At 70.7% G+C, this 23358-nt stretch carries 18 protein-coding genes and 1 pseudogene; 11 read left to right on the top strand and 8 right to left on the bottom strand.

Annotated features, from left to right (window positions below):
• Positions 1-249: 249 nt before the first annotated feature.
• Genes OHA58_RS39720 through OHA58_RS39680 form a run of 9 tightly spaced genes read left to right on the top strand, consistent with a single transcriptional unit; the run spans position 250 to position 8983 of the window.
• Positions 250-954 carry an alpha/beta hydrolase gene (locus OHA58_RS39720; protein WP_405475342.1) on the top strand — a complete coding sequence of 235 codons (705 nt, stop codon included), beginning with the start codon at positions 250-252 and terminating at the stop codon, positions 952-954.
• Positions 951-1790 carry a sulfurtransferase gene (locus OHA58_RS39715; protein WP_405475345.1) on the top strand — a complete coding sequence of 280 codons (840 nt, stop codon included), beginning with the start codon at positions 951-953 and terminating at the stop codon, positions 1788-1790. Before OHA58_RS39720 ends, OHA58_RS39715 begins: the two co-directional genes overlap by 4 nt.
• Positions 1787-2677 (top strand): ABC transporter permease, encoded by an 891-nt coding sequence (locus tag OHA58_RS39710; protein ID WP_405475347.1) that lies wholly within the window; start codon positions 1787-1789, stop codon positions 2675-2677. Before OHA58_RS39715 ends, OHA58_RS39710 begins: the two co-directional genes overlap by 4 nt.
• A gap of 3 nt (positions 2678-2680) precedes the next feature.
• The gene (locus tag OHA58_RS39705; protein WP_405475349.1) at positions 2681-3415 is read left to right on the top strand and encodes an ABC transporter ATP-binding protein; all 735 of its coding nucleotides are present in this window, start codon (positions 2681-2683) and stop codon (positions 3413-3415) included.
• Positions 3412-4377: an ABC transporter substrate-binding protein gene (locus tag OHA58_RS39700; protein ID WP_405475352.1), complete on the top strand. Its 966-nt coding sequence runs from the start codon at positions 3412-3414 to the stop codon at positions 4375-4377. The genes OHA58_RS39705 and OHA58_RS39700 overlap by 4 nt, the downstream gene beginning before the upstream one ends.
• 23 nt (positions 4378-4400) lie before the next feature.
• Positions 4401-5498, top strand: coding sequence for an LLM class flavin-dependent oxidoreductase (locus OHA58_RS39695; RefSeq protein ID WP_405475355.1), 1098 nt, complete (start codon positions 4401-4403; stop codon positions 5496-5498).
• A 10-nt stretch (positions 5499-5508) separates the two neighbouring features.
• Positions 5509-6507: an ABC transporter substrate-binding protein gene (locus tag OHA58_RS39690; RefSeq protein ID WP_405475358.1), complete on the top strand. Its 999-nt coding sequence runs from the start codon at positions 5509-5511 to the stop codon at positions 6505-6507.
• Positions 6504-7610: an acyl-CoA dehydrogenase family protein gene (locus OHA58_RS39685; protein WP_405475361.1), complete on the top strand. Its 1107-nt coding sequence runs from the start codon at positions 6504-6506 to the stop codon at positions 7608-7610. Before OHA58_RS39690 ends, OHA58_RS39685 begins: the two co-directional genes overlap by 4 nt.
• The gene (locus OHA58_RS39680) at positions 7607-8983 is read left to right on the top strand and encodes an FAD-binding oxidoreductase (RefSeq protein ID WP_405475364.1); all 1377 of its coding nucleotides are present in this window, start codon (positions 7607-7609) and stop codon (positions 8981-8983) included. The genes OHA58_RS39685 and OHA58_RS39680 overlap by 4 nt, the downstream gene beginning before the upstream one ends.
• Before the next feature lie 169 nt (positions 8984-9152).
• Here the strand turns inward: OHA58_RS39680 and OHA58_RS39675 are convergent, their stop codons facing one another.
• Together OHA58_RS39675 and OHA58_RS39670 are read right to left on the bottom strand one after the other, a co-directional pair.
• Complete coding sequence (locus tag OHA58_RS39675) at positions 9153-9389, bottom strand: hypothetical protein (protein ID WP_405475367.1); 237 nt, start codon at positions 9387-9389, stop codon at positions 9153-9155.
• A gap of 16 nt (positions 9390-9405) precedes the next feature.
• Complete coding sequence (locus tag OHA58_RS39670; protein WP_405475369.1) at positions 9406-9537, bottom strand: alpha/beta fold hydrolase; 132 nt, start codon at positions 9535-9537, stop codon at positions 9406-9408.
• A gap of 307 nt (positions 9538-9844) precedes the next feature.
• Between OHA58_RS39670 and OHA58_RS39665 the strand changes: the two genes are divergently transcribed.
• Positions 9845-10132, top strand: coding sequence for a hypothetical protein (locus OHA58_RS39665; RefSeq protein ID WP_405475372.1), 288 nt, complete (start codon positions 9845-9847; stop codon positions 10130-10132).
• A gap of 100 nt (positions 10133-10232) precedes the next feature.
• On the opposite strand, the gene OHA58_RS39660 is transcribed toward OHA58_RS39665, so the two are convergent.
• From OHA58_RS39660 to OHA58_RS39635, 6 genes and pseudogenes are all read right to left on the bottom strand, one after another.
• On the bottom strand, positions 10233-12359 hold the full coding sequence (locus tag OHA58_RS39660) for a glycoside hydrolase family 6 protein (protein ID WP_405475375.1): 2127 nt from the start codon (positions 12357-12359) through the stop codon (positions 10233-10235).
• Between the two features lie 101 nt (positions 12360-12460).
• A complete protein-coding gene (locus tag OHA58_RS39655; RefSeq protein WP_405475377.1) occupies positions 12461-13996 on the bottom strand; it encodes a GH12 family glycosyl hydrolase domain-containing protein in 1536 nt (511 codons plus the stop codon).
• Complete coding sequence (locus OHA58_RS39650) at positions 13993-16800, bottom strand: glycoside hydrolase family 48 protein (RefSeq protein WP_405485401.1); 2808 nt, start codon at positions 16798-16800, stop codon at positions 13993-13995. The genes OHA58_RS39655 and OHA58_RS39650 overlap by 4 nt, the downstream gene beginning before the upstream one ends.
• Positions 16801-16899: 99 nt before the next feature.
• Positions 16900-18726, bottom strand: a complete 1827-nt coding sequence (locus tag OHA58_RS39645) for an endo-1,4-beta-xylanase (RefSeq protein ID WP_405475381.1) — start codon at positions 18724-18726, stop codon at positions 16900-16902.
• 320 nt (positions 18727-19046) lie between these two features.
• Positions 19047-19741 (bottom strand): annotated as a pseudogene (locus OHA58_RS39640) (FadR/GntR family transcriptional regulator).
• A gap of 153 nt (positions 19742-19894) precedes the next feature.
• Positions 19895-22051: a glycoside hydrolase family 9 protein gene (locus tag OHA58_RS39635; protein WP_405475384.1), complete on the bottom strand. Its 2157-nt coding sequence runs from the start codon at positions 22049-22051 to the stop codon at positions 19895-19897.
• 558 nt (positions 22052-22609) lie between these two features.
• On the opposite strand from OHA58_RS39635, the gene OHA58_RS39630 reads away from it, so the two are divergent.
• Positions 22610-23320: a polysaccharide deacetylase family protein gene (locus OHA58_RS39630; RefSeq protein ID WP_405475387.1), complete on the top strand. Its 711-nt coding sequence runs from the start codon at positions 22610-22612 to the stop codon at positions 23318-23320.
• The last annotated feature ends 38 nt before the right edge of the window (positions 23321-23358 follow it).

Genomic DNA, 23358 nt, shown 5'->3' with positions numbered 1-23358 from the left:
CGAGTCATCGACTTCGGCGTGGCGTGCAGCGCGCTCTGTCGCTGACCCTCCGCCGGACTCCGGCCCCTTTCCGCGCTCCGGCTCCCCGCTCCGAGCCGATCGCGTCTCCTTCTCACTGACACGTGGCAGTCGCTCTCCGCTGCCCTTGCGTCAGTCCGCACGTCCCTTCATGCACCCGTATATCCGCTTTCCTTAACGTATCCGTATTCCACATGGATGTCCCTGCCCCGAAACGGGAGTTGCCCCCTCATGTCCTCATCCTTCTCGTGGGACGAACCCGAAGGCCTCGCCGCCCGCGGCACGCTGATCGTGCTGGCCGGGCGGGGCGAACACGGTGGTGTGTACGAGCGGTTCGGCCGCCGGCTCGCCTTCGACGCCTACCGCGTCCGTGCCCTCGGTGACGCGACCACCGATCCGACCGTGCCGGACCAGGCGGCCAAGCTCCTCGCCGACGAGTCGCTGCCCGGCCCAAAGGTGCTGGTCGGCTCGGACACCGGCGCCCTGTACGCCGCCCGTCTCGCCGCCGAGCAGCCCGCGGCCGTCGCCGCCCTGGTCCTGGCCGGTCTGCCCACCGCTCCCTGGGCCTCCGGGAGTTGGGAGGCCGAGGTCGAGGCCCGCACCGCCTGCCCCACCCACCAGAGCCGACTGACGAACGACCCGGATTTCCGGCGCGGCACCCTCGGCGACACCTCCGGCCTGCCCGACCTCCGCCTCGACCGGGTGCGCGTTCCCGTCCTGGCCCTGCACGGCAAGGACGACGCGATCAGCCCGGTCGCTCAGGCGCTGAGCGCGTACGCGGGCCACCCCGCCGTACGGACGGTGACCTTCAACAGCGGTCGGCACGACATCCTCAACGACGCCCTGCACCGCACAGCCGCCGCGACCGTCGTGCTGTTCCTGGAGCGGCTGCGCCTGTCCTCCGAACTGCCCGCGATCGCGGAGGGCCTCGCATGACCGTGACGACGACCGTCTCCGAACTGCGCGACCTCCTCGCGTCCGGCGCACCGCCGGTCGTGCTCGACGCGCGGTGGGCGCTCGGCGATCCGCACGGCCGCGACCACTACGCCGAGGGCCACATCCCGGGCGCGGTCTACGTCGACCTGGACACGGAACTCGCCGCACCCCCGAGTCCGGAGGGCGGCCGGCATCCGCTGCCCGGCCTCGCGGAGTTGCAGGACATGGCACGCCGGTGGGGTATCCGGCGGGGACAACAGGTGGTCGTTCACGACGACTTGGGCAACACCGCCGCCGCCCGCGCCTGGTGGCTGCTGCGCCACGCGGGCCTGACCCGGGTGACGCTCCTCGACGGGGCGCTGGACGCCTGGCGGTCGGCCGGGCTGCCGCTGGAGTCCGGGATCCCGGCCACTCCCCCGCCCGGCGACGTCGTACTGGGCTCGGGCGGACTGCCGGTGACCGACGCCGACGGCGCCGCCGAACTCGCCGGGTCCGGGCTGCTGTTGGACGCGCGGGCCGCCGAGCGCTACCGGGGTGAGGTGGAGCCGGTCGATCCACGGGCGGGACACATCCCGGGCGCGGTGAGCGCCCCCACCGGGGAGAACCTCGCGCCGGACGGGACGTTCCTGCCGGCCGAGGAGCTGCGCAAGCGGTTCGAGGAGAAGGGAGCCGCCCAGGCCGCGCGCATCGGCGTGTACTGCGGCTCCGGCGTCACCGCCGCCCACCAGATCGCCGCGCTGGAGATCGCCGGCTTCGAGGCCGCGCTCTTCCCCGGCTCCTGGTCCGCCTGGTCCGCCGATCCCACCCGCCCGGCCGTGAAGGGAATCCACCCATGACGACGAAACCCCTGGACCCGGCGGTGCTGCCGCAGCAGGCGGCACCCCAGTCTTCTACAGACAAAGCCCCGCCGCCCGCCCGCGTCACCATCCGCGGCACCGCGAGGACCGCACGCCGCCTCACCCTCCCCCGTTCCGTACGCCGTACCGCGGGACCCGTGGGCCTGGTCCTGCTGTGGTTCCTCACCTCGGCCACCGGTGTCCTCCCGGAATCCGTGCTGGCCTCCCCCGTGGACGTCGTCCGCCAGGCCGTGGAGCTCACGAAGAGCGGCGAGCTGCCCGACGCCATCGCCGCGTCGGGCGGCCGGGCCGCCGTCGGCTTCCTGATCGGAGCCTCCGTCGCGCTGAGCCTGTCCCTGCTGGCGGGGCTGTTCCGGCTCGGTGAGGACGTCATCGACTCCTCGATGGGCATGTTCCGGGCGATCCCCTGGGTGGGTCTGATCCCGCTGTTCATCGTCTGGTTCGGCATCGAGGAGACCCCGAAGATCGCGCTGGTCGCCCTCGGTGTCACCTATCCGCTGTACTTCAACATCTACGGCGGCATCCGCTCCACCGACTCCCAACTCGTCGAGGCCTCCCGGATGATGGGCCTCGGAAGGCTCGGACTGATCAGGTACGTGATCCTGCCGAGCGCGCTGCCCGGAGCCCTCGTGGGTCTGCGCTACGCGCTGTCCACCGCCTGGCTGGCGCTGGTCTTCGCCGAGCAGATCAACGCGGACGCGGGCCTCGGCTATCTGATGAGTAACGCCCAGCAGTACTTCCGTACGGACGTCATCGTGCTGTGCCTCGTCGTGTACGCGCTGCTCGGGCTGGCCTGCGACTTCGCCGTACGGATCCTTTCGCGCCGGCTGCTGACCTGGCGCGCCAACTTCGAGGGCGAGGCGTAAGAGATGCCCAACAGTCCCAATAGCCCCAACAGCGTGGAGATCAGGGGTCTTTCGCGGGCCTTCGATGGCAACACCGTCCTGTACGAGCTCGATCTCGACATCCGGGAGGGCGAGTTCGTCGCCCTGCTGGGGCACAGCGGCTGCGGCAAGTCGACGCTGCTGCGGATCCTCGCCGGGCTGGACGAGGAGATCGGCGGCGAGGTCACCGTGCCCGCCCGACGCAGTGCCGCGTTCCAGTCGCCGCGGCTGCTGCCCTGGCTGAAGGTGTGGCGCAACGTCGTCCTCGGACTGCCCGGCCGACCCGACCGGACGCTCGCGGCGAAGGCGCTGGACGAGGTCGGCATTGCGGAACGGGCCACCGTCTGGCCCAAGACGCTCTCCGGCGGCCAGGCCCAGCGGGTCTCGCTGGCCCGTGCCCTGGTGCGCGAACCCGAACTGCTGCTGCTGGACGAGCCGTTCGGCGCGCTGGACGCGCTCACCCGGGGCCGGGTGCAGCAGCTGGTGGCCGAGCTGTGGCAGCGCCATGGCTGCGCCATCCTCCTGGTCACCCATGACGTGGAGGAGGCACTGCTGCTCGCCGACCGGGTGCTGGTGATGGACGAGGGCCGCGTCGCCCACGAACTCACCGTCGACCTACCCCGCCCCCGCGACCTGACCGCCCCCGAGTTCGTCACCCTGCGCGCCCGCCTCCTGAACTGGCTCGGCGTGACCCGTACGTTGGAAGGAACCCCGTCGTGATCCGCAGAATCGCAGCCGCCGCACTGAGCTTCTCCGCCCTGCTGGCGCTGACCGCCTGCGGCGCGGACTCCTCGGCGGACGCCTCGTCGAAGGACGGCACCCTCGTCATCGGCGACCAGGCCAAGACCCTCCAGACCATCGTCGCCGCCTCCGATGCCCTCAAGGGCGCCAAGTACAAGGTGAAGTGGGCCGAGTTCGAGGGCGCCGCCCCGCTCTACCAGGCCGTGCAGGCGGGCGCCGCCGACACGACGTACTCCGCGGATCTCCCCGCCCTCCAGGCGCTCAGCGGTGGGGTGAAGTTCAAGAACGTGGCCGCGCTGAAGAACGACGGCCGGCATGTCGGCATCGTCGTCGGCAAGGACTCCGGCATCGACAGCGTCAAGGACCTCAAGGGCCAGAAGGTCGTGGTGTCCTCGGCGAAGGGCAGCATCGCCGAGTATCTGCTGGCCAATGTGCTCAAGCAGAACGGGCTCAGCTACTCGGACGTGAAGGTGCAGTACCTGCTGCCGACCGACGCGCAGGCCGCCTTCGCCTCCGGGAAGATCAAGGCCTGGGCGACCTTCGGCGTCTACCAGGCCGTCGGCCTGGAGCAGGGCGGCAAGCTGCTCGTGGACGGTGCCGACGGCCGGGTCAGCGGTTACGGCTTCGTCGGCGCCTCCGACCAGGCCCTCGCCGACCCGTCGAAGAAGGCCGCGCTCACCGACTTCCTCAAGCGGCTCGGTACGGCCCTGGAATGGACCAGCACCCATCGGGACGCCTACGCCCAGGCCATCGAGAAGCGCAACGGCGCCGACGCCTCCGTGGCGAAAACGCTTGCCTCCGCCGCGTACAGCAAGGTCCTGCCCGTCACCTCGGACGTGAACGCGACCGTGCAGGGAGTGGCCGACCTCATGAACGGGATCGGTGTGCTGGAGCCGAACGTCGACGTGGCCGGGTCGGCCGACACGTCCCTTCTCAAGTAGCCGTCATCAGTAGGGAGTTGCTCATGCCTGTCGAGTTCATCAGTGCCGTCCACACCGACGCCGGGGCCTCGGGTCCGGCCGCCGCGAGCCGTACCGGGCTCGACGTCGGCCATCTGCGCAAGTACGCCCGCGCGCTGGACGACGGCGGTTTCGACCACACCCTGGTCGCCTACCACTCGGCGTCCCCGGACGCCTTCCAGATCGCACAGTTCGTCGCCACCCACACCGAGCGGATCCGCCCGATCCTGGCGCACCGGCCGGGCGTGATCTTCCCGACGCACGCGGCCCGGGCGCTCGCCACGCTGGACCAGATCAGCGGCGGCCGCCTCACGGTGCACATCATCTCCGGCGGCAGCGACGAGGAGCAGCGCCGGGAAGGCGACTACCTCGACAAGGCCGAACGGTACGAGCGTTCGGACGAATACATCCAGATCCTGCGGAAGGTGTGGCAGGCCGACGGGGCCGTCTCGCACGAAGGCAGGCACTTCAGGTTCGAGGGCTACCACTCGGACGTGAAGCCGGTGAACGGGCTGGTCCCGATCTCGGTGGGCGGGTCCTCCCCGGACGCCTACCGGGTCGGCGGGCAGCAGGGCGACGTCTTCGGGCTGTGGGGGGAGCCGCTGAAGGAGACGGCGGAGCAGATCGCCGCGGTGAACGCGGTCGCGGACGCCGCCGGGCGCCCCCGTCCCCGTATCTGGGTGTCGTTCCGCCCGATCATCGCACCCACCGACGAGCTGGCCTGGGAGAAGGCGCACCGCACGCTGGGGGTGCTCAAGGACCAGGCCCGCAACACCGAGCTGCTGCGCCACTACCGCACCGACGGCCGCCCGGCCAACGTCGGTTCGCAGCGGCTGCTCGACATCGCCGAGCGCGGCGAGGTCCACGACCGCTGCCTGTGGACCGCCCCGGCGGTCGCCACCAACGCGGCCGGCGCCTCCACCGCGCTGGTCGGCTCGGCGGAGACGGTCGCCAAGGCGCTGCTCGACTACGTCGACATCGGCTGCGATCTGCTGTCGATCCGTGGCTACGACCCGCTCAACGACGCCATCGACTACGCCCGTCACGTCCTGCCGCTGGTGCGTCAGGAACTCGCCCACCGCGCCACCACCCAAGCTGCCTGATGGAGAGCCCGTGTTGTTCCGCCGCACCCTGCGCACGTCCGCCGCCGCCCTCGTCCTGCTGCTGCCCTTCGCGGCGGCCTGCGGGAGCGAGGCCCAGGCCGAGTCCCCGTCCTCCGTCACCCTCCGGGTCGGCGCCACCGGCTGGAAGGTCGAGGAGGCCGTGCTGAAGTACGCCGGTCTCGACGACACCCCGTACCGGGTGAAGTGGAGCCAGTTCCAGGGCGGTGACCAGCAGCTCCAGGCCGTCCGGGCCGGGGCGCTGGACCTCGCCTCCTCCAGCGAGATCCCGCCGGTCTTCGCCGCCGCCGACGGCGAGCCCAACTTCAAGGTGGTCGCCGTGCAGCGCGGGGCAACCCGCAACCAGGAGGTCGTCATCCCCAAGGGCTCGAAGGTGACCGGCATCGCCGGCCTGAAGGGCAGGAAGGTCGGCTACGTCCAGAACACCACCGCCCACTACTTCCTGTACGAGCTGCTGAAGCAGGCGGGCCTGAAGTGGTCCGACATCGACGCCAAGCCGCTGCTGCCCAACGACGGCCTGGCCGCTCTCAACGGCGGCAGCATCGACGCCCTCGCCTCCTACGGCACCTCGATCATCACCGCCCACCAGCAGGGCGCCACCACGGTCGGCTCGGGCCGGGACATCCTGTCCGGCAACTTCCTCTGGTCGGCGCGGGACAGCGTCCTGGAGAGCCCGGCGCGGAAGGCGGCCGCGGCCGATCTGATCGCACGGATCACCAAGGCGTACGCGTACGTCCGCGACGGGCACGAGGACGGCTTTGCCAAGATCACCGCGGACGCCACCCACCAACCCCTGGCCCAGGCACGGAAGGACCTCGCCGACGCCCAGACACAGCGCCCGACGCAGGCCCGGACGGTCGACGACGACGCCGTCGCCTCGCAGCAGAAGGTCGCCGACGCCTTCACCCAACTCGGGGCACTCAAAGGCCACTTGGACGTGAAGTCGTTCTGGTCCACCGCACTGAACGCCGACCTGAGGAAGGCCCTGTGACCGAGCGCATCGCCGAACTGGCCGCCGAGTACGACCGGTCGGCCGCCTTCCCCGCCGAGTCCCTCCGGATCGCCCACCAGGCGGGCCTGCTCACCGCGACGATCGGCGAGCGGTACAGCGGCCGGGGCGAGGGCATCGAGGAGACCGCCCGCATCCTCCACTCCCTGGGCCGGCTCGACCCGTCCGTCGCCCTGATCACTGCGATGACGCTGGCCACGCACGCCCGGCAGGCCGACCGGCCGCACTGGCCCGACGAGTTGTACGGGCGGGTGGTCAAGGAGTCGTTCACGCGTCCCGTGCTGATCAACCACGCGCGGGTGGAGCCCGAGCTGGGTTCTCCGGCGCGTGGCGGGCTGCCCGCCACGCGCGCGCGGCGGACGGCGGACGGCTGGGCCGTCAGCGGCACCAAGCGGTTCGTGACGGGCGCCGAGGGGCTGGACTGGTTCCTGGTGTGGGCGAGCACCGACGAACCGGAGCCGCGCGTGGGCACGTTCCTGGTGCCCGGCGACCTGCCCGGCATCGAGATCACCGGCCGCTGGGACCAGTTGGGGCTGCGCGCCAGCGGCAGTCATGACGTGACCTTCCGCGAGGTGGAGGTCCCGTACGAGCACGTGATCGGGATCGGCCCGCACGGACCGGCCGCCGAACAGGACAACCGGGCGGGTGCCGCCCTGCATCTCCCGCTCGCCGCCCTCTATCTGGGTGTCGCCCGCGCCGCCCAGGAGTTCTTCCACCACTTCGCCCGCACGCGCGTGCCCGCCAACCTGGGTCACCCGGTGGCCCGTACCGAGCGCTTCCGGCGCACGGCCGGCGAGATCGAGGTACTGCTCGCCGCCGCCGAGCAGCTGGTGTTCGACGGTGCCGCGAAACTCGACGCCGGCGACACCTCGTACTCCCCCGAACAGGCTCTGGGGGCACGGGTGCTGGCCGACCGGCACGGGGTGCGGGCCGTGGAGTCGGCCGTACGGCTGCTCGGCAACCCGGCGCTGGCCCGCGGCAACCCCTTGGAGCGGCACTTCCGGGACATCCAGTGCGCACCCGTGCACGCGCCCCAGGAGGACATCTCCCTGCTCGCCATCGGAACGAAGGCACTGAACCCGTGACCGCAGCACCCGAAACGACCACCTCCGCCCGGCTCCTCGGCCTGCTCGCCCGGGATCTGCCGCCCGACCGCCTGACCACCGACCCCGCGGTGCTCGCCGCGCACGCCACCGACCGTTCCGGCACCAGGCCCGCCGGGGAACCGCTGGCGCTGGTGCGCGCCCGGCGGACCGAGGACGTGACCGTTACCCTGCGGCACGCCCACGCGCTGCGGGTGCCGGTGGTGCCGCGCGGGGCGGGCACCGGGCTGTCGGGCGGGGCGACCGCGCACGACGGCTGCCTGGTCCTGGACCTGTCCGGGATGGACCGCATTCTCGAACTCTCCGCCGACGACCAGCTCGCCGTCGTCGAACCCGGCGTGATCACCGCCGACCTGGACCGGGCGGCGGGCGCACACGGGCTGCGGTACGCGCCGGACCCCGCGAGCGCGGCCCTGTCCACCATCGGCGGGAACATCGCGACCAACGCGGGCGGCCTGCGGTGCGCCAAGTACGGGGTGACCCGGGACAGTGTGATGGGACTGGAGGCGGTGCTCGCCGACGGGACGGTGGTGCGCACGGGCCGCCGTACGGTCAAGGGCGTCACCGGCTACGACCTGACCGCGCTGCTCACCGGCTCGGAGGGCACCCTCGCGGTGATCACCTCGGCGACGCTGCGGCTGCGGCCGATTCCGGTGGCGACAGCCACGCTCGCCGCGTACTTCGCCTCCTTCGAGGCGGCCGCCGAGGCCTCGTACGCGATCAGCCGAGCCGGAGTCGAGCCCGCGCTGGCCGAACTCGTGGACGGTCCCGTGCTGCACGCCATCGATCCGGCGCTGCGGGAGCGGGGCGCGGCGCTGCTGGTGGTGCAGTGCGACGGCGCGGGCGCGGCGGCCGAGACGACGGCGGTCGCCCGGCTGCTCGCGCCTCTGGCCACCACGGTTGAGACGACTCAGGATCCCGCCGAGGCCGAGGCGCTGCTGGCCGCCCGCCGGCTGGCTCTGCCCGCGCTGGAGCGGCTGGGCCGCCCGCTCATCGAGGACATCGCCGTCCCGCGCTCCCGGCTGGCTCAGGCGGTACGCGAGATACGGGCCATTTCCGCCCGCCACGACGTGCCCGTGTACACCCTTGCGCACGCGGCGGACGGCAACCTGCACCCGATCATCGTGGCGGACCCGTCCCTGGACCGGCTGCCGGACACCGCATGGGAGGCGGCCGGCGAGATCTTCGCGCTGGCGCTGCGGCTCGGGGGCACCCTGACCGGGGAGCACGGGGTGGGTGTGCTCAAGCGGCAGTGGGTCGCGGAGGAGCTCGGACCTGCCGCCCACGCGCTGCAGCGCAGGCTCAAGGAGGTGTTCGACCCGAGGGGGATCCTCAACCCCGGCAAGAGCCTGTGACAAGCGCGGGGCGCGGATCAGGCCTCGGCGCGCGTGTAACCCGGTGCGGAAGCGGCAGCCCCGCACCCTTCCCCGGGCCCGGCCGCTCCCCTTGCCGGTGCGCGGTGCCGGATCGCTTGGCGTCCAAGTCGACCCAGGGCGGCGTGCGCAGCCACCTGAGCAGCGGGATTCATGGTTCGCCTGCATAGATCCCTCCCAGGACCTTATGGGTGATGTTCAACGGTGCGTCGATCTTGACGAAGAACGCCTTGATGGCCTCGACACCGTGAATGTGTGCGGTGCCGAAGTGCATGTCGGTGTCCTCGGTCAGTGGCGCGAAGCCCTCATCGAAGTTCAGGGTGTCGATGGCTTCCATGAACTTCAGGACCCAGTCGGGTACGGCAGTCGCGTGTGCGCTGTCTGTCATGGTGGTGGTCTCCTGATCAGGCCGCGATGGGCAGGGCGGCGAGGAACGCGTCGATTTCGGCGTTGACGGCCTCGGGGTTCTCACGCGCGGCGAGGTGGGCGGTGTGCTGGAGCACGCGGAAGGTGCTGCCCTCGATGGCATCGGCCATCTTCCGCACCACGTGCACGCCACGAGAACCGGGGTCTCGGGTTCGTGCGACGCCACGTAAGCCTCACCGTCCGACAGCCACGAATGACGCCCCGTCAGATCTGTGGTTGTCCCCACCGCAGTCAGCCAAAGCCGGCGACGGTGCTGGTCATGCTGGCGGACGCATCGTTCTGGGACACTCTCGTGGTCGACGTGGTGGCGAAAGGCCGGGCGGTGCGGCATGTCCTGACCGCTGTCGCTGCTCGGTCCGGGTGCACGACTCCTACCAGCGCAGACTGAGGGATCTCCCGCCCTGAGGGCAGAGCGTCATGATCCACCTGACGGTCTGGCGTCTCGTCTCCGGTACGGCCGACTGCCCGCGCCGCACGTTGGCCAAGCCCTACGCGCAGTTCACCAACCGGCTCAACCACGTCCTGGAGCATCTCGGGCTCGCGCTCGCCGGACGGGCCGGCGCCCGGCTGACTGACCAACTGGTCTTCCACACAGGGCGGATGACCCTGCTGCGCAGAGTCATGGGGCCTACACGGCGCCATGGCCTCGGGAGCGTCCGACCCGCAGATCGCCTACGCTCAGTCGAAGACGGCTACTTTCCCTGAGCGCCAGTTGAGCACCGGCTGAACGCGAGTTGTGGCACTCGCCCCCGGAGCGAAAGACCCCGGGGGCGCGTCGCGCCGTACGTGAGTCAGGCCTTGCGGGTTACGGGGCGGTGCCCCACACGAGCTGGCCGCCGGAGTAGACGCCGATCTTCGGTGCGTCCGTGTACGAGCTCGCGGTCCCGTGGCTGTAGTCGTCGGCCTCGTTGAAGTTCGACCAGTCGGCCCGGTGCAACCGCAACTGGATGTCACCCGTCGAGGCACCCGCGGCGAGCGTGCCGCCGGTGACATTGACCTTCAGGTAGCGACTGGCCCCGGTCGTCGTGCCGTTCGTCGACACCGAGTGGGTGAGGTTCGAGCAGCCGATCTGCGCCCAGTCACACCACGTCGTGTACGAGGAAGCCGAGTCGTCGAACCAGTAGCGGATCTCGACATCCTTCAAACTCTGCGCACTGCTCCCAGTATTGACCAACTGCAGGTTCATCCCGATGGCGTTGTCCGTCAGACTCGTATCGCTCGTCTTGTACTGCACCTTCAGGTTGCCGGTACCAGTCCCACCGCCCGAAGTCGTCGTGCCGGCGACCTGGGCGGACTGGGCCGAGGCGTTCCCGGCGGCGTCCCGCGCCCGCACCTTGTACTGGTAGGTGGTGGAGGCGGTCAGACCGCTGTCGGTGTACGTCGTGCCGCCGGTGGAGCCGACGATGGTCCCGTTGCGGTACACGTCGTACGACGCGACGCCCACGTTGTCCGTCGAGGCGGTCCAGGACAGCGACACCGACGACGAGGTGGCGCCCGTCGTCTTCAGCCCCGCCGGGACGCTCGGCGCCTCGGTGTCGGTGCCCGGGTCGCCGCCGCCGTTCAGCGGCGGGTAGGCGTTGGTCAGCAGCATCTGGAACTGTGCGGAGAACCAGCGGCCGGCCAGCGGGGCGTTGGCCATGGCGCCCGTCGGGTTGTTGCCGTTGCGTGCGTTGCCCCCGTACGTCGGGTCGCACATCCGGTCGAAGCCCTTGCCCTCGTCGTTGTCGATGGGCTCGCTGTTGCCGTCCGACTCGCCCGGGGGCTTGGCCCACACGTACGCGTCGATGCCCGGCTCGGGCGCGGTCTGCGGGCGTTCGCCGACTCCGGCGCCCTGCTGGTTGCACCAGTTGCCGGTGTGGATGCGACGGTCGATGCGGCCGCCGTCGACGTAGGCGTCGACGGAGGTCTGCGGGCCGGGTCCGATGGGCCGTGCGGTACCGCCCCAGCCGTTGCGGGCGGTGTCGATGAGCATGCCGAGGCCGGAGTTGAAGCCGCCGCGGCTGACCAGGCGCTCACGCAGCGCCTGGGCGAAGCCCAGCTCGTCGACGTAGTAGTTCCAGTCGACCCACTTGGACTGGCGCACGGTGGTGCCGTTCACCGAGTCGGTGACCTTGAAGTTCGGCTCGTGCAGCGCACCGTAGTTGGCGGTGTTGACGATGAAGCCGGCGACGTCGTCGACCGTCGCGCCCTCGGTGGTGGCGGCGATCTTGAACTCGTCGACGGCCGGGTCGAAGTTCGTGTCCCAGCCGAGCCAGCCGTGGTGGCCCGCGTCGATGTAGTTGTAGACGTTGGGGATGTCGCCGAGCTTGTTCAGCGCGTAGCCCACGCCGTGCTCGTACGACCCCAGCTCCTTCACGTGCCGGCAGGCGTCCGTGGCGCCGGCCGCGCTGCCCGCGTTGGTGACCATGTTGGGCAGCGAGTCCGGCTCGATCAGCGCGGAGATCCGCATGGCGGCGTACTTCGGGTCGGCGAGGATCGCCGCGATCGGGTCGATGTACTCCGACTTGTAGCGGCTGAGTTCCTCCGCCTTCAGCTCGCCGTTGGAAGCGAGCGCCGAGCAGTCGCGGCCCGGCAGGTCGTAGATGACGACCTGGAAGAGCGTGGCGCCCTGGGTCAGCGCGGTGTCGAGGTGGGCGCGCAGGCCGCGGCCGTTGGAGGTGCCGGTGATCGCGGCGATCCGGTCCATCCACACGAAGCTGGGCTCGTCGGCGATGACGGAGCCGCCGGGCTCGGCCTTCGCCTTGGCGGACCAGTCGGGGTTGACGTACGGCTTGGCGCCCACGTAGGGGTTGTCGACGCGGGCCGCCGCGGCCGCCGAGGCGGGCGCGGCCGGCAGTGCGACGCTGAGCGCGGCGCCCATGGCGAGCGCCGGCAGCAGCGCCGCGAGCCTCCTGAAGCGGCTCCTGCGTCTGAGGTGCGTGGTGGTGTTCATCGCGGCTCTGGTGCTCCTCTCGAATAGGGGTGTGCGGAGGTACGGCCCGGTGGCGGGAGGCAGCGGGAAGGATTCCCGCCACCGGGTGTCTGGGGGGTGGATCAGGGCGCGGTGCCCCACAGGAGTTGGCCGCCGGAGTAGACGCCGATCTTCGGTGCGTCCGTGTACGAGCTCGCGGTCCCGTGGCTGTAGTCGTCGGCCTCGTTGAAGTTCGACCAGTCGGCCCGGTGCAACCGCAACTGGATGTCACCTGTCGAAGCGCCCGCGGCCAGCGAGCCACCGGTGACATTGACCTTCAGGTAGCGATTGGCCCCGGTCGTCGTGCCGTTCGTCGACACCGAATGGGTCAGATTCGAGCAACCGATCTGCGCCCAGTCACACCACGTCGTGTACGAGGAAGCAGAGTCGTCGAACCAGTAGCGGATCTCGACATCCTTCAGACTCTGCGCACTGGACCCGGTGTTCACCAACTGCAGGTTCATCCAGATGGCGTTGTCCGTCAGACTCGTATCGCTCGTCTTGTACTGCACCTTCAGGTTGCCGGTGCCCGTCCCCCCGCCCGGCGCGGTGGTGACGCTCACCGGACCGGCGGGCGACGAGGCGTTCCCGGCCGCGTCCAGGGCGCGCACGGTGTAGCTGTACGCGGTGGACGGCGTCAGCCCCGTGTCGGTGTACGTCGTGCCGCCGGTGGAGCCGACGCGCGTGCTGCCGCGGTAGATGTCGTACGCCGTGACGCCGACGTCGTCCGTGGCGGGATCCCAGGCCAGCGAGGCGGACGACGAACTCGATCCGGTGGACCGCAGGTTGCGGGGCGCGGTCGGCGGCGTGGTGTCCCCGCCGCCTCCCTGGTCCTTACTGGCGTCGAACGAGAAGGAGTTCACCCCCAGCCCCTGGCCGCCCTGCCAGATCTCGAAGCCGGCCTCGGCGTCGATCAAGTAGTGCGCGGGGTTGATCTGGCCGCGTGCGGTGGCATCGTCGACGAGGCGCTTCACGTCGAGGTCGGTCACCGCGGTGGCGCCGCCCTGCAGCACGTACGAGACGACCTTCCACCCGGAGGCGCCGGGTCCGGTCCACACGTCCCAGGTCCGGCCGTCCAGGGTGACCGTGGCCGTGCGGGAGCCGATGGGCTGGACGCCGCCGCGGTGGTTGATCCAGATCATCAACTCGGTGCCGTCCGGCTGGTCGTCGGTGGTGGGCGTGGAGTTGAACCAAAGGTCGTATGCGGCGTCCCAGACGCCGGAGGCGACCTGCGCGGTGTCGAACGTCGACCGGGCGCTGCCCAGCTCGCTCACCCGGATCGGCAGGCCGCTGTTCGTGGTGCACGCGCCCCAGTGGCAGCCCTTGTAGCTGGACGGGTAGGTGGCGGGCGGTCCCGCCGTGGTCAGGGAGAAGATCGCCTCGGTCACCTTCCAGGCGCCGGTCGCGGTGTCCACGCTGACGCACTGGCGGGCCGAGGAGTTCCACTCGTTCTGCTGGTACGTGTACGCGCCGCCCTGCATCTCGGTGGTGCCCCACTGGGTGCAGTCGGTGACCGACGCGGCCGCCGCCGGGCCCGCGCCGGTGAACAGCGCGAGCCCGGCGAGCAGGATGCCCGCGGCGGTGGCGGCGACGGCGCCGCGCAGGTGTCGTCCTGTCACGGCGCCGTCCCCCAGACGAGCTCGCCGCCGACATACGCGGTGATCTTGGAGGCGTCCGCGAAGGACGTATTCGTACCGCGGCTGTAGTCGTCGGCCTCGTTGAAGTTCGACCAGTCGCTCTTGTGCACGCGCAGCTGTATCTCGCCGGAGTCGCCGCCCGCGGCGACGCTGCCCGCGCCGGCGCTGAAGCCGACCTCCAGGTAGTGGTCCGCGCCGGTCTTCGGGCTGCTCAAGGCGACCACCCGGTGGGTGATGTTGGCGGCCCCGAGCATCGCCCAGTCGCACCAGGTGCTGTACGTGGACGGGCCGCCGTCTCCGGTGAAGTAGTAGCGCACGGTCACCGTGGACAGGCTGAGCGCGCCGCCGCCGGTGTTGCCGACCTTCAGGGACATACGGATGGCGTTGTCGGTGGCGTTGGAGTCGGTGCTCTTGTACTGGACCTTGGCCCCGCCCGTGCCGCCGCCCGCCTTGGTGGTGCCGGTGACCTCGGCGGACAGTGCGGAGGCGTTGCCCGCCGCGTCGCGGGCGGCGACCCGGTAGTGGTAGGCGGTGGCGGCGGAGAGCCCGGTGTCGGTGTAGGTCGTCGCGGTCGGGGTGCCGACCGGGGTGCCGTCGCGGTAGACGTCGTATGCCGCCACGCCCGTGTCGTCGGTGGACGCCGTCCAGCTCAGCGACACGCTGGTAGCGGTCGTCGCCGTCACCGTCAGGCCGGTCGGGACGGTCGGCGCGGTGGTGTCGCTGCCGCCGCCGGGTCCGCCCTCGTCACCGAGGAGCTCGGCGTACGAGGCGAAGGAGAGCGCCAGCGCGGCCTGCGCCCAGAAGCGGTGGTAGGTGAAGACCGGCGGGGCGCCGCCGTCGAGGTACGTCTGCACCTTCGACCAGCCCGGCTCCTGCTTGAGCCACGGCCGCATCCCGATGAAGGTCGTTCCGGTACCCAGCTTCACGCCCTGCGGGGAGGTGCCGGACCAGCCCGCCGGGAAGTACACCGGGTCGTCGAAGCGGTCGTAGTCGCGGCGGGTCTCGGGGACGGCGATGCCCTTGGTGTCCGCGTGCCCGGCCATGGCGTCGAGCAGGGACTTGGCGAGTCCGGCGGCGTCGGCGTCCCCGGACTTCGCGGAGTAGTAGATCAGCGTCATGGCCAGCGCCGCGCCCACGCCGACGTCGTCGCTGTAGTCGACGACCGACACGTGCAGGCCGGTGTTGGCGCCCGGGCTCGCGGAGTTCCAGGTGTCGGGTGCGCCGGTCCAGCCCAGGGTGGAGGGGAAGCGGTAACTGCCGTCGGAACCGACGGTGGTCTGCTCGGAGGCCCAGGCCACCCACTTGTCGAGGACGGCCTTGGCGGTCGCGTTGTTGGTGACGTAGTAGTACTGGGCGACGCGCTCCATGCACCACACCTGGAAGCCGAACCAGTTGTTGCTCGGCGGGTCGTGGTAGACGGGCTGCCAGTCGTACGCCATGCCGTAGAAGGTCGGTGTGCCGGCCGGCGGGGTGCCGTACTGGCCGTCCCAGCTGTTGGAGCAGCCTCCGGCGAGCGCGCCCTCGGCGGACTGCAGCCAGCGCAGGAACTCCAGCTGCCGGGTGAGCGACTTCTGCCAATCGCCCTTCGCTGTCGGCGACTTGGGGGTGAGGGCGGGGATGGTGGACAGCGCCCAGGCGGCGAGGGGGTTCTGATAGCCCTGGTGCGCGATGCCGTCGCCGATGCGCCAGGCCCAGCCGCCCCCGGTGCCGGCGGAACCGCCCCAGGCGTAGTACCAGGACAGCAGGTAGTGCTGCGCGTCGCGGCCGGAGGCGGGCTGGCAGCCGGTGGGGCTGGTGCAGTTGCCGATTTTCTTGAAGTACTTGTCGAACATCGCGTAGCGCAGGTAGTCGCCCATCTTCGCGGCCTTGGCCACGGAGGCGGAGACCTGGCTCGCCTTGCCCTGCGCCGTCGCCCACGTCAGCGCCCAGTACGCGGCCTGCACGGCGCGCGCGTCGGCGTCGGGGGCGTTGGTGTACTTCCACTGCTTCGCGTACGAGGCGTCCTTGACGAAGAGGTCGAGGTAGCCGTTGGGGCCGCCGTACTTGAAGAGGTCGGTGCTGGGCTGCGGAATGGTCTCCCAGACGGACTCCTGCGCGCCGCGCTGGTAGCTGTTGACGAAGGACGCCATCTTGCCGGGGCCGAGCTCGTCGCCGGTGCCGGGCTTGTTGCCGAAGCCGTAGACGTTGTCGAGGTCCATCAGCCAGTGCATGCCGTAGACGTCCATCGTCCCGTACGCGGAGGCGAGTTCGGTGGCGATGGGGTCGGCGCCGACGGAGACGGACGAGTCCATCTGGGACGGGTAGCTGGTGACCTGCGGGTGCTCGGGCGCGTAAGTGGCGGGCTTGGAGGAGGTGTACGAGTCGTTCGTGGGCTGGTCGTTGTGCGGCGGGATGATCGAGGCCTCGGCGACCTCCCACGACTTGTTGAACGGGGCCCAGTCACCGGTGACCCGGCCGTACGCCGCCTCCAGCCAGATCCAGAAGCTGAACGCCTCCGAGGTCGTCTGGTGGCCGTGGTCGGGGGCCTCGACGATCAGGGTCTCGGCGCAGTGGTAGGGGATGCCGTCCGGGCTGAAGTAGCCGCTGGCCGGGTTCTTGATCTTGTTGTACTGGGTGAGGAAGGCTTCCGTGTAGGGGCCGTTGGCGGCGGCGGCCGCCTGTGCGGCGGAGCCGACCGGGGCCTCGGCGGCCCGGGCGAGCGCCTGCCCGGCACCGAGGGCGACGAGGGCGCCGCCGGCCACGCCGACGAAGGACCGCCGGGAGAGTAATGCTGATCTTTCGGGCAGTTCGGGGTGTGCGGACACAGGTCCTCCAAGAGGGGGTGCGGGTGGGAGGGGTGGAGGTGCACGGTCCGGGCGGGCGGGGCCTGCCGCCCGGACCGTCCTTCAGGGGGCCGTGCCGTAAGCCGTCTGACCGTCGAGCTGGACGGTGATCTTCGGTGCGTCCGCGAAGGACGTGTTCGTGCCGCGGCTGTAGTCGTCGGCCTCGCTGAAGTTCGACCAGTCGCTCTTGTTGAACCGCAGTTGCGCCTCGCCGCTCGAGGCCCCGGGGGCGAGGCTGCCCGCCGTGGCGGCGAAGCCCACCTCCAGGTAGTGGTCGGCGCCGGCCGCCGGGCCGCTCATCGCGACTACCCGGTGCGTGAGCGCCCCGCAGCCGAGCACCGCCCAGTCGCACCACGTGCTGTACGTCGAGGCGCCGGACTCGCCGCTGAAGTAGTAGCGGACGGTCACCTTGGAGAGATCGACGGCCGAGTCGCCGGTGTTGACCAACTGCAGCCCGGGCTTGATGGAGTTGTCACCGGCGGACTGGTCGTTGTTCTTGTACTGCACTTTCAGGGCGCCACCGCCCGTCCTCGCCGGCTGCGTCGTGGCATTCACAGGAGCGGACTGCGCCGAGACGTTCCCGGCGGCGTCGCGGGCCCGCACCGTGTAGGCGTACGCGGTGGAAGCGGCGAGCCCGCTGTCGGTGAAGGACGTGCCGGAGGCCGTCCCCACCTTCGTGCCGTCGCGGAAGACGTCGTACCCGGTGACGCCGGTGTCGTCGGTGGCGGCGTTCCACGCCAGGGAGACGGAGGCCGAGGTCGTGCCGGTCACCCGCAGCCCTGAGGGCACGCTCGGGGCCTGGGTGTCGACCGCGCCGGTCTCGCCGAGGGCCTTGCGGATCGCGTCCATGACGACGGGCTTGGGCTGCAGGTTCCCGTCCCACGGGAGGGCCGAGCCCTCGCCGTTGAAGACGCCGGGGATCCAGGAGTACTTGTCGGTGTAGTCCCAGACGGTGATCCCGACGCACCGGTTGACGGCCAGGCAGGCCTCGGTGACCCGGCGGTAGTAGTCGGCCTGGGTGGCCTCCTTCGCCGTGTCCTTCGGCAGCTGCATCCGCACGTCGAGTTCGGTGACGGCCACGTCGAGGCCGAGGTCGGCGAAGCGCTGCATGTTCTGCTGCATCTGGTTCGGGAAGCCGTACTGGATCGCCAGATGCGCCTGCAGCCCGACGCCGTCGAGCGGCACGCCGGCGGCCTTCAGATCGCGGGCCAGTGCGTAGAGGGCGTCGCTCTTCGCGCCGAGCCCCTCGACGTTGTAGTCGTTGATATACAGCTTGGCGTCGGGGTCGGCGGCCCGGGCGGCGCGCAGGGCGTAGGCGATGAAGTCCTTGCCCATGGCGTTGTAGAACGGCGAGGTGCGGAAGCTGCCGTCCTCGTTGAAGGGCTCGTTGACGACGTCCCAGGCGAACACCTTGCCGCGGTAGTGACCGGCCACGTTGGCGATGTGGTTCTCCATGGCGGGGCGCACCTGCGCGACGGGCAACTGCCCCACCCAGTCGGGCAGTTGGTTGTGCCACACCAGCGTGTGGCCGCGGACGCTCTGGCCGTGCGCCTGGGCGAAGTTCACGACCTGGTCGCCGCCCGCGAAGCTGAACTGCCCCTGGGTGCGCTCGGTGCTGTCCCACTTCATGGAGTTGCCGGGGGTGATCGGCCCGAACTGGGAACCCAGGATCTGGGTGTACGGGGCGTCGGACAGCTCCCCGTTGTCGGTCGCCGAGCCGAAGTACTTGCCCTTGGCGTCAGCGAGTTGATGCAGCGTCAGCGGCTCGGCCGCGGACGCCGGCGACGGCGTGACCCCCATCGCCGCCATCGCGAGGGCGAGGGTGGCGATCAGGGCGGCGATGCTCCGAGACGCCCGTCTTCGGGCGGGGGGTATGGGCGCCAGCGTCATGCTGGTTCCTCTCTCCGAATGCGGGAGGGGGACGCTCGGGCGTCACCGAAGCCCTGTGACCGGGGTCCCGCCGGTCACGGCGCGCCGTTCCCTCCCCCGCGGCTCTAGTGGGGAGATGGTGCAAGCCTTGAAGTCGTGGGAGCGCTCCCAAATTGCTGTAGCGCGGTGCACCTGTCAAGAGGTGAGCCGAAACTTGCGTGTTATCTGGCGGCATTGTCGACGGCCCGGGCGTTGCGGACGTCAGCCCTCCGCCAACACGTGAAGCCCCGGACTATGCCTTGCCGTCATGTACTGAAACCGGCATGAGGCGAACTCGCGGACTACGACTCGCCGCTGTCGACGTGTTCCTTCAGCCAGCGCTCGGTCGTGCTGATGTGCAGCAGGGCGGCGGCTTGGCTGAGGGATGCGTCGCGCGTGGCCAACGCGGCGTAGATGGCCTCGTGTTCGGCGAGGGTGCGCTCCGAGGCCTGCGCGTCGACGAGGCCCCGCCAGACGCGTGCGCGCAGGGTGCGACCCGAGACGCCCTCCAGGAGCGTGAGCAGTGCGTCGTTCCCGGCAGCCGAGATCACGGCGCGGTGGAAGGCCGCGTCGTGGGAATTGAGCTCCTCCGCGTCCTCGCGCGCCTCGCGCATGGCATCCAAGTGGCCCCGCACATCGGCCAGTTAGGCGTCGGAGATCCGGGTGGCGGCGAGTGCGGTGGCCGCCGGTTCCAGGAGACGGCGGACCTCCATCAGGTCGAGGAGCGCCGCCGGATCGCTCTGCAGGAGTCCCACCGCTCCCCCCAGACCCTCGAACAGCAGGGTCGGCTGCAGACTGGTGACGTACGTCCCGTCGCCGCGCCGCACTTCGAGGACCCGGGCGACAGCCAGCGTCTTGACCGCCTCGCGCGCGAGGTTGCGGGACAGGCCCAGCTGGGCGGCGAGTTCGGGCTCGGGCGGCAGTTTCGTCCCCGGTGGCAGCGCACCGGTGCGGATCAGCTCGCGGATCTGCTGATGGCCTTGTCGGTCAGCGACACCCTGCGCTCCTCCAGCCCCCGGAGGCCGTCGGGGACACTTGGGCGTGCCCGGGGTGACGCTGATGATACTGGGGTGGCTGCGGCGAGAGGAGATCGCTGCGGCCCGGCCCGGAGCAGGATTGCGCGCCGCGGGCCAGGCCGACCGTGGATTGATCAGGTGCAGGCCTTCCCGTTGAGAGTGAAGGCCGTGGGCGCGGGATTGGTCCCGCTGGACGTCCCCTGGACTCCGAAGCTCACTGTCGCGCCGGGTGCGATCGTCCGGTTCCAGTCGGTGCCGCGGGCGACGACTGCCGTGCCGTTCTGGGTGACGGTCGCGTTCCAGGCGCTCGTGACGCGCTGCCCGGCCCCGTAGGCCCAGCCCAGCTGCCACCCGTCCACGGCGGTCGTGCCCGTGTTCTTGGCGGTGACCGTCGCGGTGAAGCCCGTGTTCCACACGCTGTCGGTCTTGTACGTCACCGTGCAGGCACCGGTGGGCTGTTCGCCGGTGGAGGTCCGCTCGGCGGCGTAGGCGGCGAGCCAGGCAAGCGGGGCGTTCCAGTTGACCGCCACCTCGTTGGTGGAGTACGAGCCGATGTCGTCGATGTAGCAGGCGGCGGGCGCGCAGCCGGCCAACTTCTCCTCCGCCACCGGGTCCTGGAGGCCGCTGTTGGGCCCGCCCGCCAGCGATCCCGCCGGAGGATGGGGCAACGAGGCGTCCAACTGGTGGGCCCAGAAGCGGTGATGCTGGTTCTGCGAGGACGTCTCGCCATAGCCGGACACGTAGGACTGGCCGAGGGCGTTGCGGCCGAGGAGGTAGTCCATCGTCTCCAGCGCGCCGGTGCGGTAGCGCTCGTTTCCGGTCAACTCTCCGGCGACGGCCAGGACGATCGCGTCGCCCGCGACCTCGCCGTTGGAGCCCCAGAAGTAGCCGTCCGCCGGTACGGGCACCGCGTAGCCCTGGGCGGCCATGCGGGACAGGTAGCCGTCGGCGGCCGCCGTCACCGAGGCCCGGACCCGGTCCCGGTCGGCTGCGGGCAGGCCGTTGGGGACGGTGGCCAGGGTGAGCCGGCCGAGTGCGGCCGTGTCCGCCCAGCCGAATCCGTAGGCGGAGAAGGCAGTTGAGGAGGTGTGCCAGGTGGAGTCGGTGACCGCGTCCCGGTAGCCGCTCTCGCCGGTCGTGGCGTACAGCTCGGCCGCCGCCCAGTAGAACTCGTCGGTGACCGTGGTGTCGCCGTAGGCGCCGCCGCCGGTGCTGTCCGAATCCGGCGCGTACAGTGCCGGGTTGGCGCGGGCCGCCGTCCAGGCTCGCCGCGCGGCCGACAGACAGCGGTCGGCGAACGCGGCGTCGTAGGAGCGGTAGACCCGGGCGCACTGCGCCGCGGCCGCCGCGAGGTTGAGGGTCGCCGCCGTCGAGGGACGGTGCAGCTCGCGGGGCTGGGGGTCCTGGTCGGGGCGCAGCGGCATGCCGGTCCAGGCCGCGTCGTGGATCTTGTGGAACGCCATGCCCGCGTACGGCTTGCCCTCGGGCACCTGCATCCGCATCAGGAAGTCGAGCTCCCAGCGCGCCTCGTCCAGCACGTCGGGTACGCCGTTGCCGCGCTCGGGGACCTTCAGGGAGGAGTCGCCGAGCGCCGCGTCCTTGCCCGCGCGCTTGGCCCGCTCGAAGGAGTTGACCATCAGCCAGGTCGAAATGCCGCCGTTCACCACGTACTTGCCGTGGTCGCCCGCGTCGTACCAGCCGCCCCTGACGTCCTGGGTGTAGTCGCACACGCCGGCCTGGCACGGGACGGAGGTGTCGCCCTTGTTGGGCGCGACGCCGAGGTGTCCGGCGGGGCGCGCGTAGGCGGAGCCCACCAGGGAGGCGTCGATGGGTATGCCGCTGCGCTGGTGGTAGAAGAACGCCATGGCGTCGGAGCGCAGGCCGTCGTACAGGTTCGCGCGGAGGTCGAAGGGCACGCTGCTGCTGCCGTCCACCGTCAGGACGTATCCCGATCCTGACCCCTGGAACGAGGAGAAGTCGGCCACTTGGACGGACTGCCCGGAGGGGGCGTCCGCCCCGCGCGGGACGGTCGCACCGGAGGCGACCGCCGTCCCTGACGCGTCGCGCAACTGCCAGGTGAGCGGCTGCGTCGCCGTGGTGACCACGGTGGCGCGCTTGGGGCCGTCCGGCAGATAGCCGACCTGGTTGACGCGCACGGCCGTGGTCGCCGCCGCATCGGAGACGGCGGCGGCCGCGGTGGGCGTGGCGAGGAGGCCGCCGACGAGGAGGGAACTCGTCAGCAGGGTGGCTGCGAGGCGTCTGGGGCGGGGTAACGAAGCAACGGTGGGCATGAGCGGCTCCTATGTCGATGCTGGTCAGCAGAGGGAGTTGGGCTGGGTGAAGCGGGCCCGTTGGGCAGGGGGAACTGGAACGCCGGGTGGTCAGAGGTCGGCGCCGATGTCGGGCGTGCTCAGGCGAGGGCGGTCGTGGCCGGGCTCGGCGCTCGGTTTGGGAGCGCTCCCAATCGCCGGTATCCCGAACGTTGATCGATGGATCGAAGAACCGAGGGGGACAGTAACGACGCGCACAACAGTCGTCAACTGATGTGCACGCCACGGGAGTTGCCGGTGTCGACGCGGCAGTAATCCGCGTTCGAAAGAGTTTCAGACAATCCTTCCCACCGAACGCGTCGCCATGCTGTCTCAAAGTGACCGCTCCCCCGCATCGCTCTCGACACGTACACCAAGTAGGCCTGCATGCAGGGCATTTGATGCACTGCAGAGAGAGGTCGTGGATCAAAAGTTTCGCCCTTCACGCCGAAACAGTTGACAGCCCACGAGCCCGGCACCAACCTGTCGACGTCGACAAGCCCCGTCCCTGTCCCCACCTCAGGCCGCAGGAGCACCCGCATGAGAACTCGACCAGGAACCACGCGACCCCACCGGTCGTCACCCTCCCTCATAGCGAAACTGGCCGTCGTCGCGACACTGGGCGCATGCACCCTCGCCGTCGACACCGGCGCCTCGGCACAGGCCGCCGCCTGCACCGGCTACGTCGGGCTGACCTTCGACGACGGCCCGTCCGGCAGCACCCCGGCGCTGCTCGACACGCTCCGGCAGAACGGGCTGCGCGCCACGATGTTCAACGAGGGGCAGTACGCCGCCGCGAATCCGTCCCTGGTACGCGCACAGGTCGCCGCCGGCATGTGGGTCGGCAACCACAGCTACACCCACCCCCACCTCACCCAACTCGGCCAGGCACAGATCGACTCCGAGCTCTCCCGGACCCAGCAGGCCATCGCCAACGCGGGCGGTGGCACGCCCCGGCTGTTCCGCCCTCCGTACGGCGAGACCAACGCGACGGTGAGGAACGTCGAGGCCAAGTACGGCCTGACCGAGATCATTTGGGATGTCGACTCGCAGGACTGGAACGGCGCCAGTACCGATGCCATCGTGCAAGCGGCGGCACGGCTCACGAGTGGCCAGATCATCCTCATGCACGACTGGGCCGCCAACACGCGCGCCGCGATCCCGCGCATCGCGCAGGGCCTGGCGGCCAAGGGGCTGTGCGCCGGCATGATCTCCCCGCAGACCGGACGTGCGGTGGCGCCGACCGGTTGACACCACGGCTCTCCCACTCGGTGCGTTGAGCACCGGGC

It is taken from the genome of Streptomyces sp. NBC_00009 (genome assembly GCF_045040855.1).
Classification (GTDB): Bacteria; Actinomycetota; Actinomycetes; order Streptomycetales; family Streptomycetaceae; genus Streptomyces; species Streptomyces aureus.
The sequence above is the reverse complement of the archived record's forward strand: the minus strand, read 5'-3'. Positions and strand labels throughout refer to the sequence as shown.

Coding starts and splice junctions, on each gene's coding strand:
- OHA58_RS39720 (WP_405475342.1), top strand. CDS start 250: ATGTCCTCATCCTTCTCGTGGGACGAACCCGAAGGCCTCGCCGCCCGC.
- OHA58_RS39715 (WP_405475345.1), top strand. CDS start 951: ATGACCGTGACGACGACCGTCTCCGAACTGCGCGACCTCCTCGCGTCC.
- OHA58_RS39710 (WP_405475347.1), top strand. CDS start 1,787: ATGACGACGAAACCCCTGGACCCGGCGGTGCTGCCGCAGCAGGCGGCA.
- OHA58_RS39705 (WP_405475349.1), top strand. CDS start 2,681: ATGCCCAACAGTCCCAATAGCCCCAACAGCGTGGAGATCAGGGGTCTT.
- OHA58_RS39695 (WP_405475355.1), top strand. CDS start 4,401: ATGCCTGTCGAGTTCATCAGTGCCGTCCACACCGACGCCGGGGCCTCG.
- OHA58_RS39675 (WP_405475367.1), bottom strand. CDS start 9,389: ATGACAGACAGCGCACACGCGACTGCCGTACCCGACTGGGTCCTGAAG.
- OHA58_RS39670 (WP_405475369.1), bottom strand. CDS start 9,537: ATGGCCGATGCCATCGAGGGCAGCACCTTCCGCGTGCTCCAGCACACC.
- OHA58_RS39665 (WP_405475372.1), top strand. CDS start 9,845: ATGATCCACCTGACGGTCTGGCGTCTCGTCTCCGGTACGGCCGACTGC.
- OHA58_RS39660 (WP_405475375.1), bottom strand. CDS start 12,359: ATGAACACCACCACGCACCTCAGACGCAGGAGCCGCTTCAGGAGGCTC.
- OHA58_RS39645 (WP_405475381.1), bottom strand. CDS start 18,726: ATGACGCTGGCGCCCATACCCCCCGCCCGAAGACGGGCGTCTCGGAGC.
- OHA58_RS39635 (WP_405475384.1), bottom strand. CDS start 22,051: ATGCCCACCGTTGCTTCGTTACCCCGCCCCAGACGCCTCGCAGCCACC.
- OHA58_RS39630 (WP_405475387.1), top strand. CDS start 22,610: ATGAGAACTCGACCAGGAACCACGCGACCCCACCGGTCGTCACCCTCC.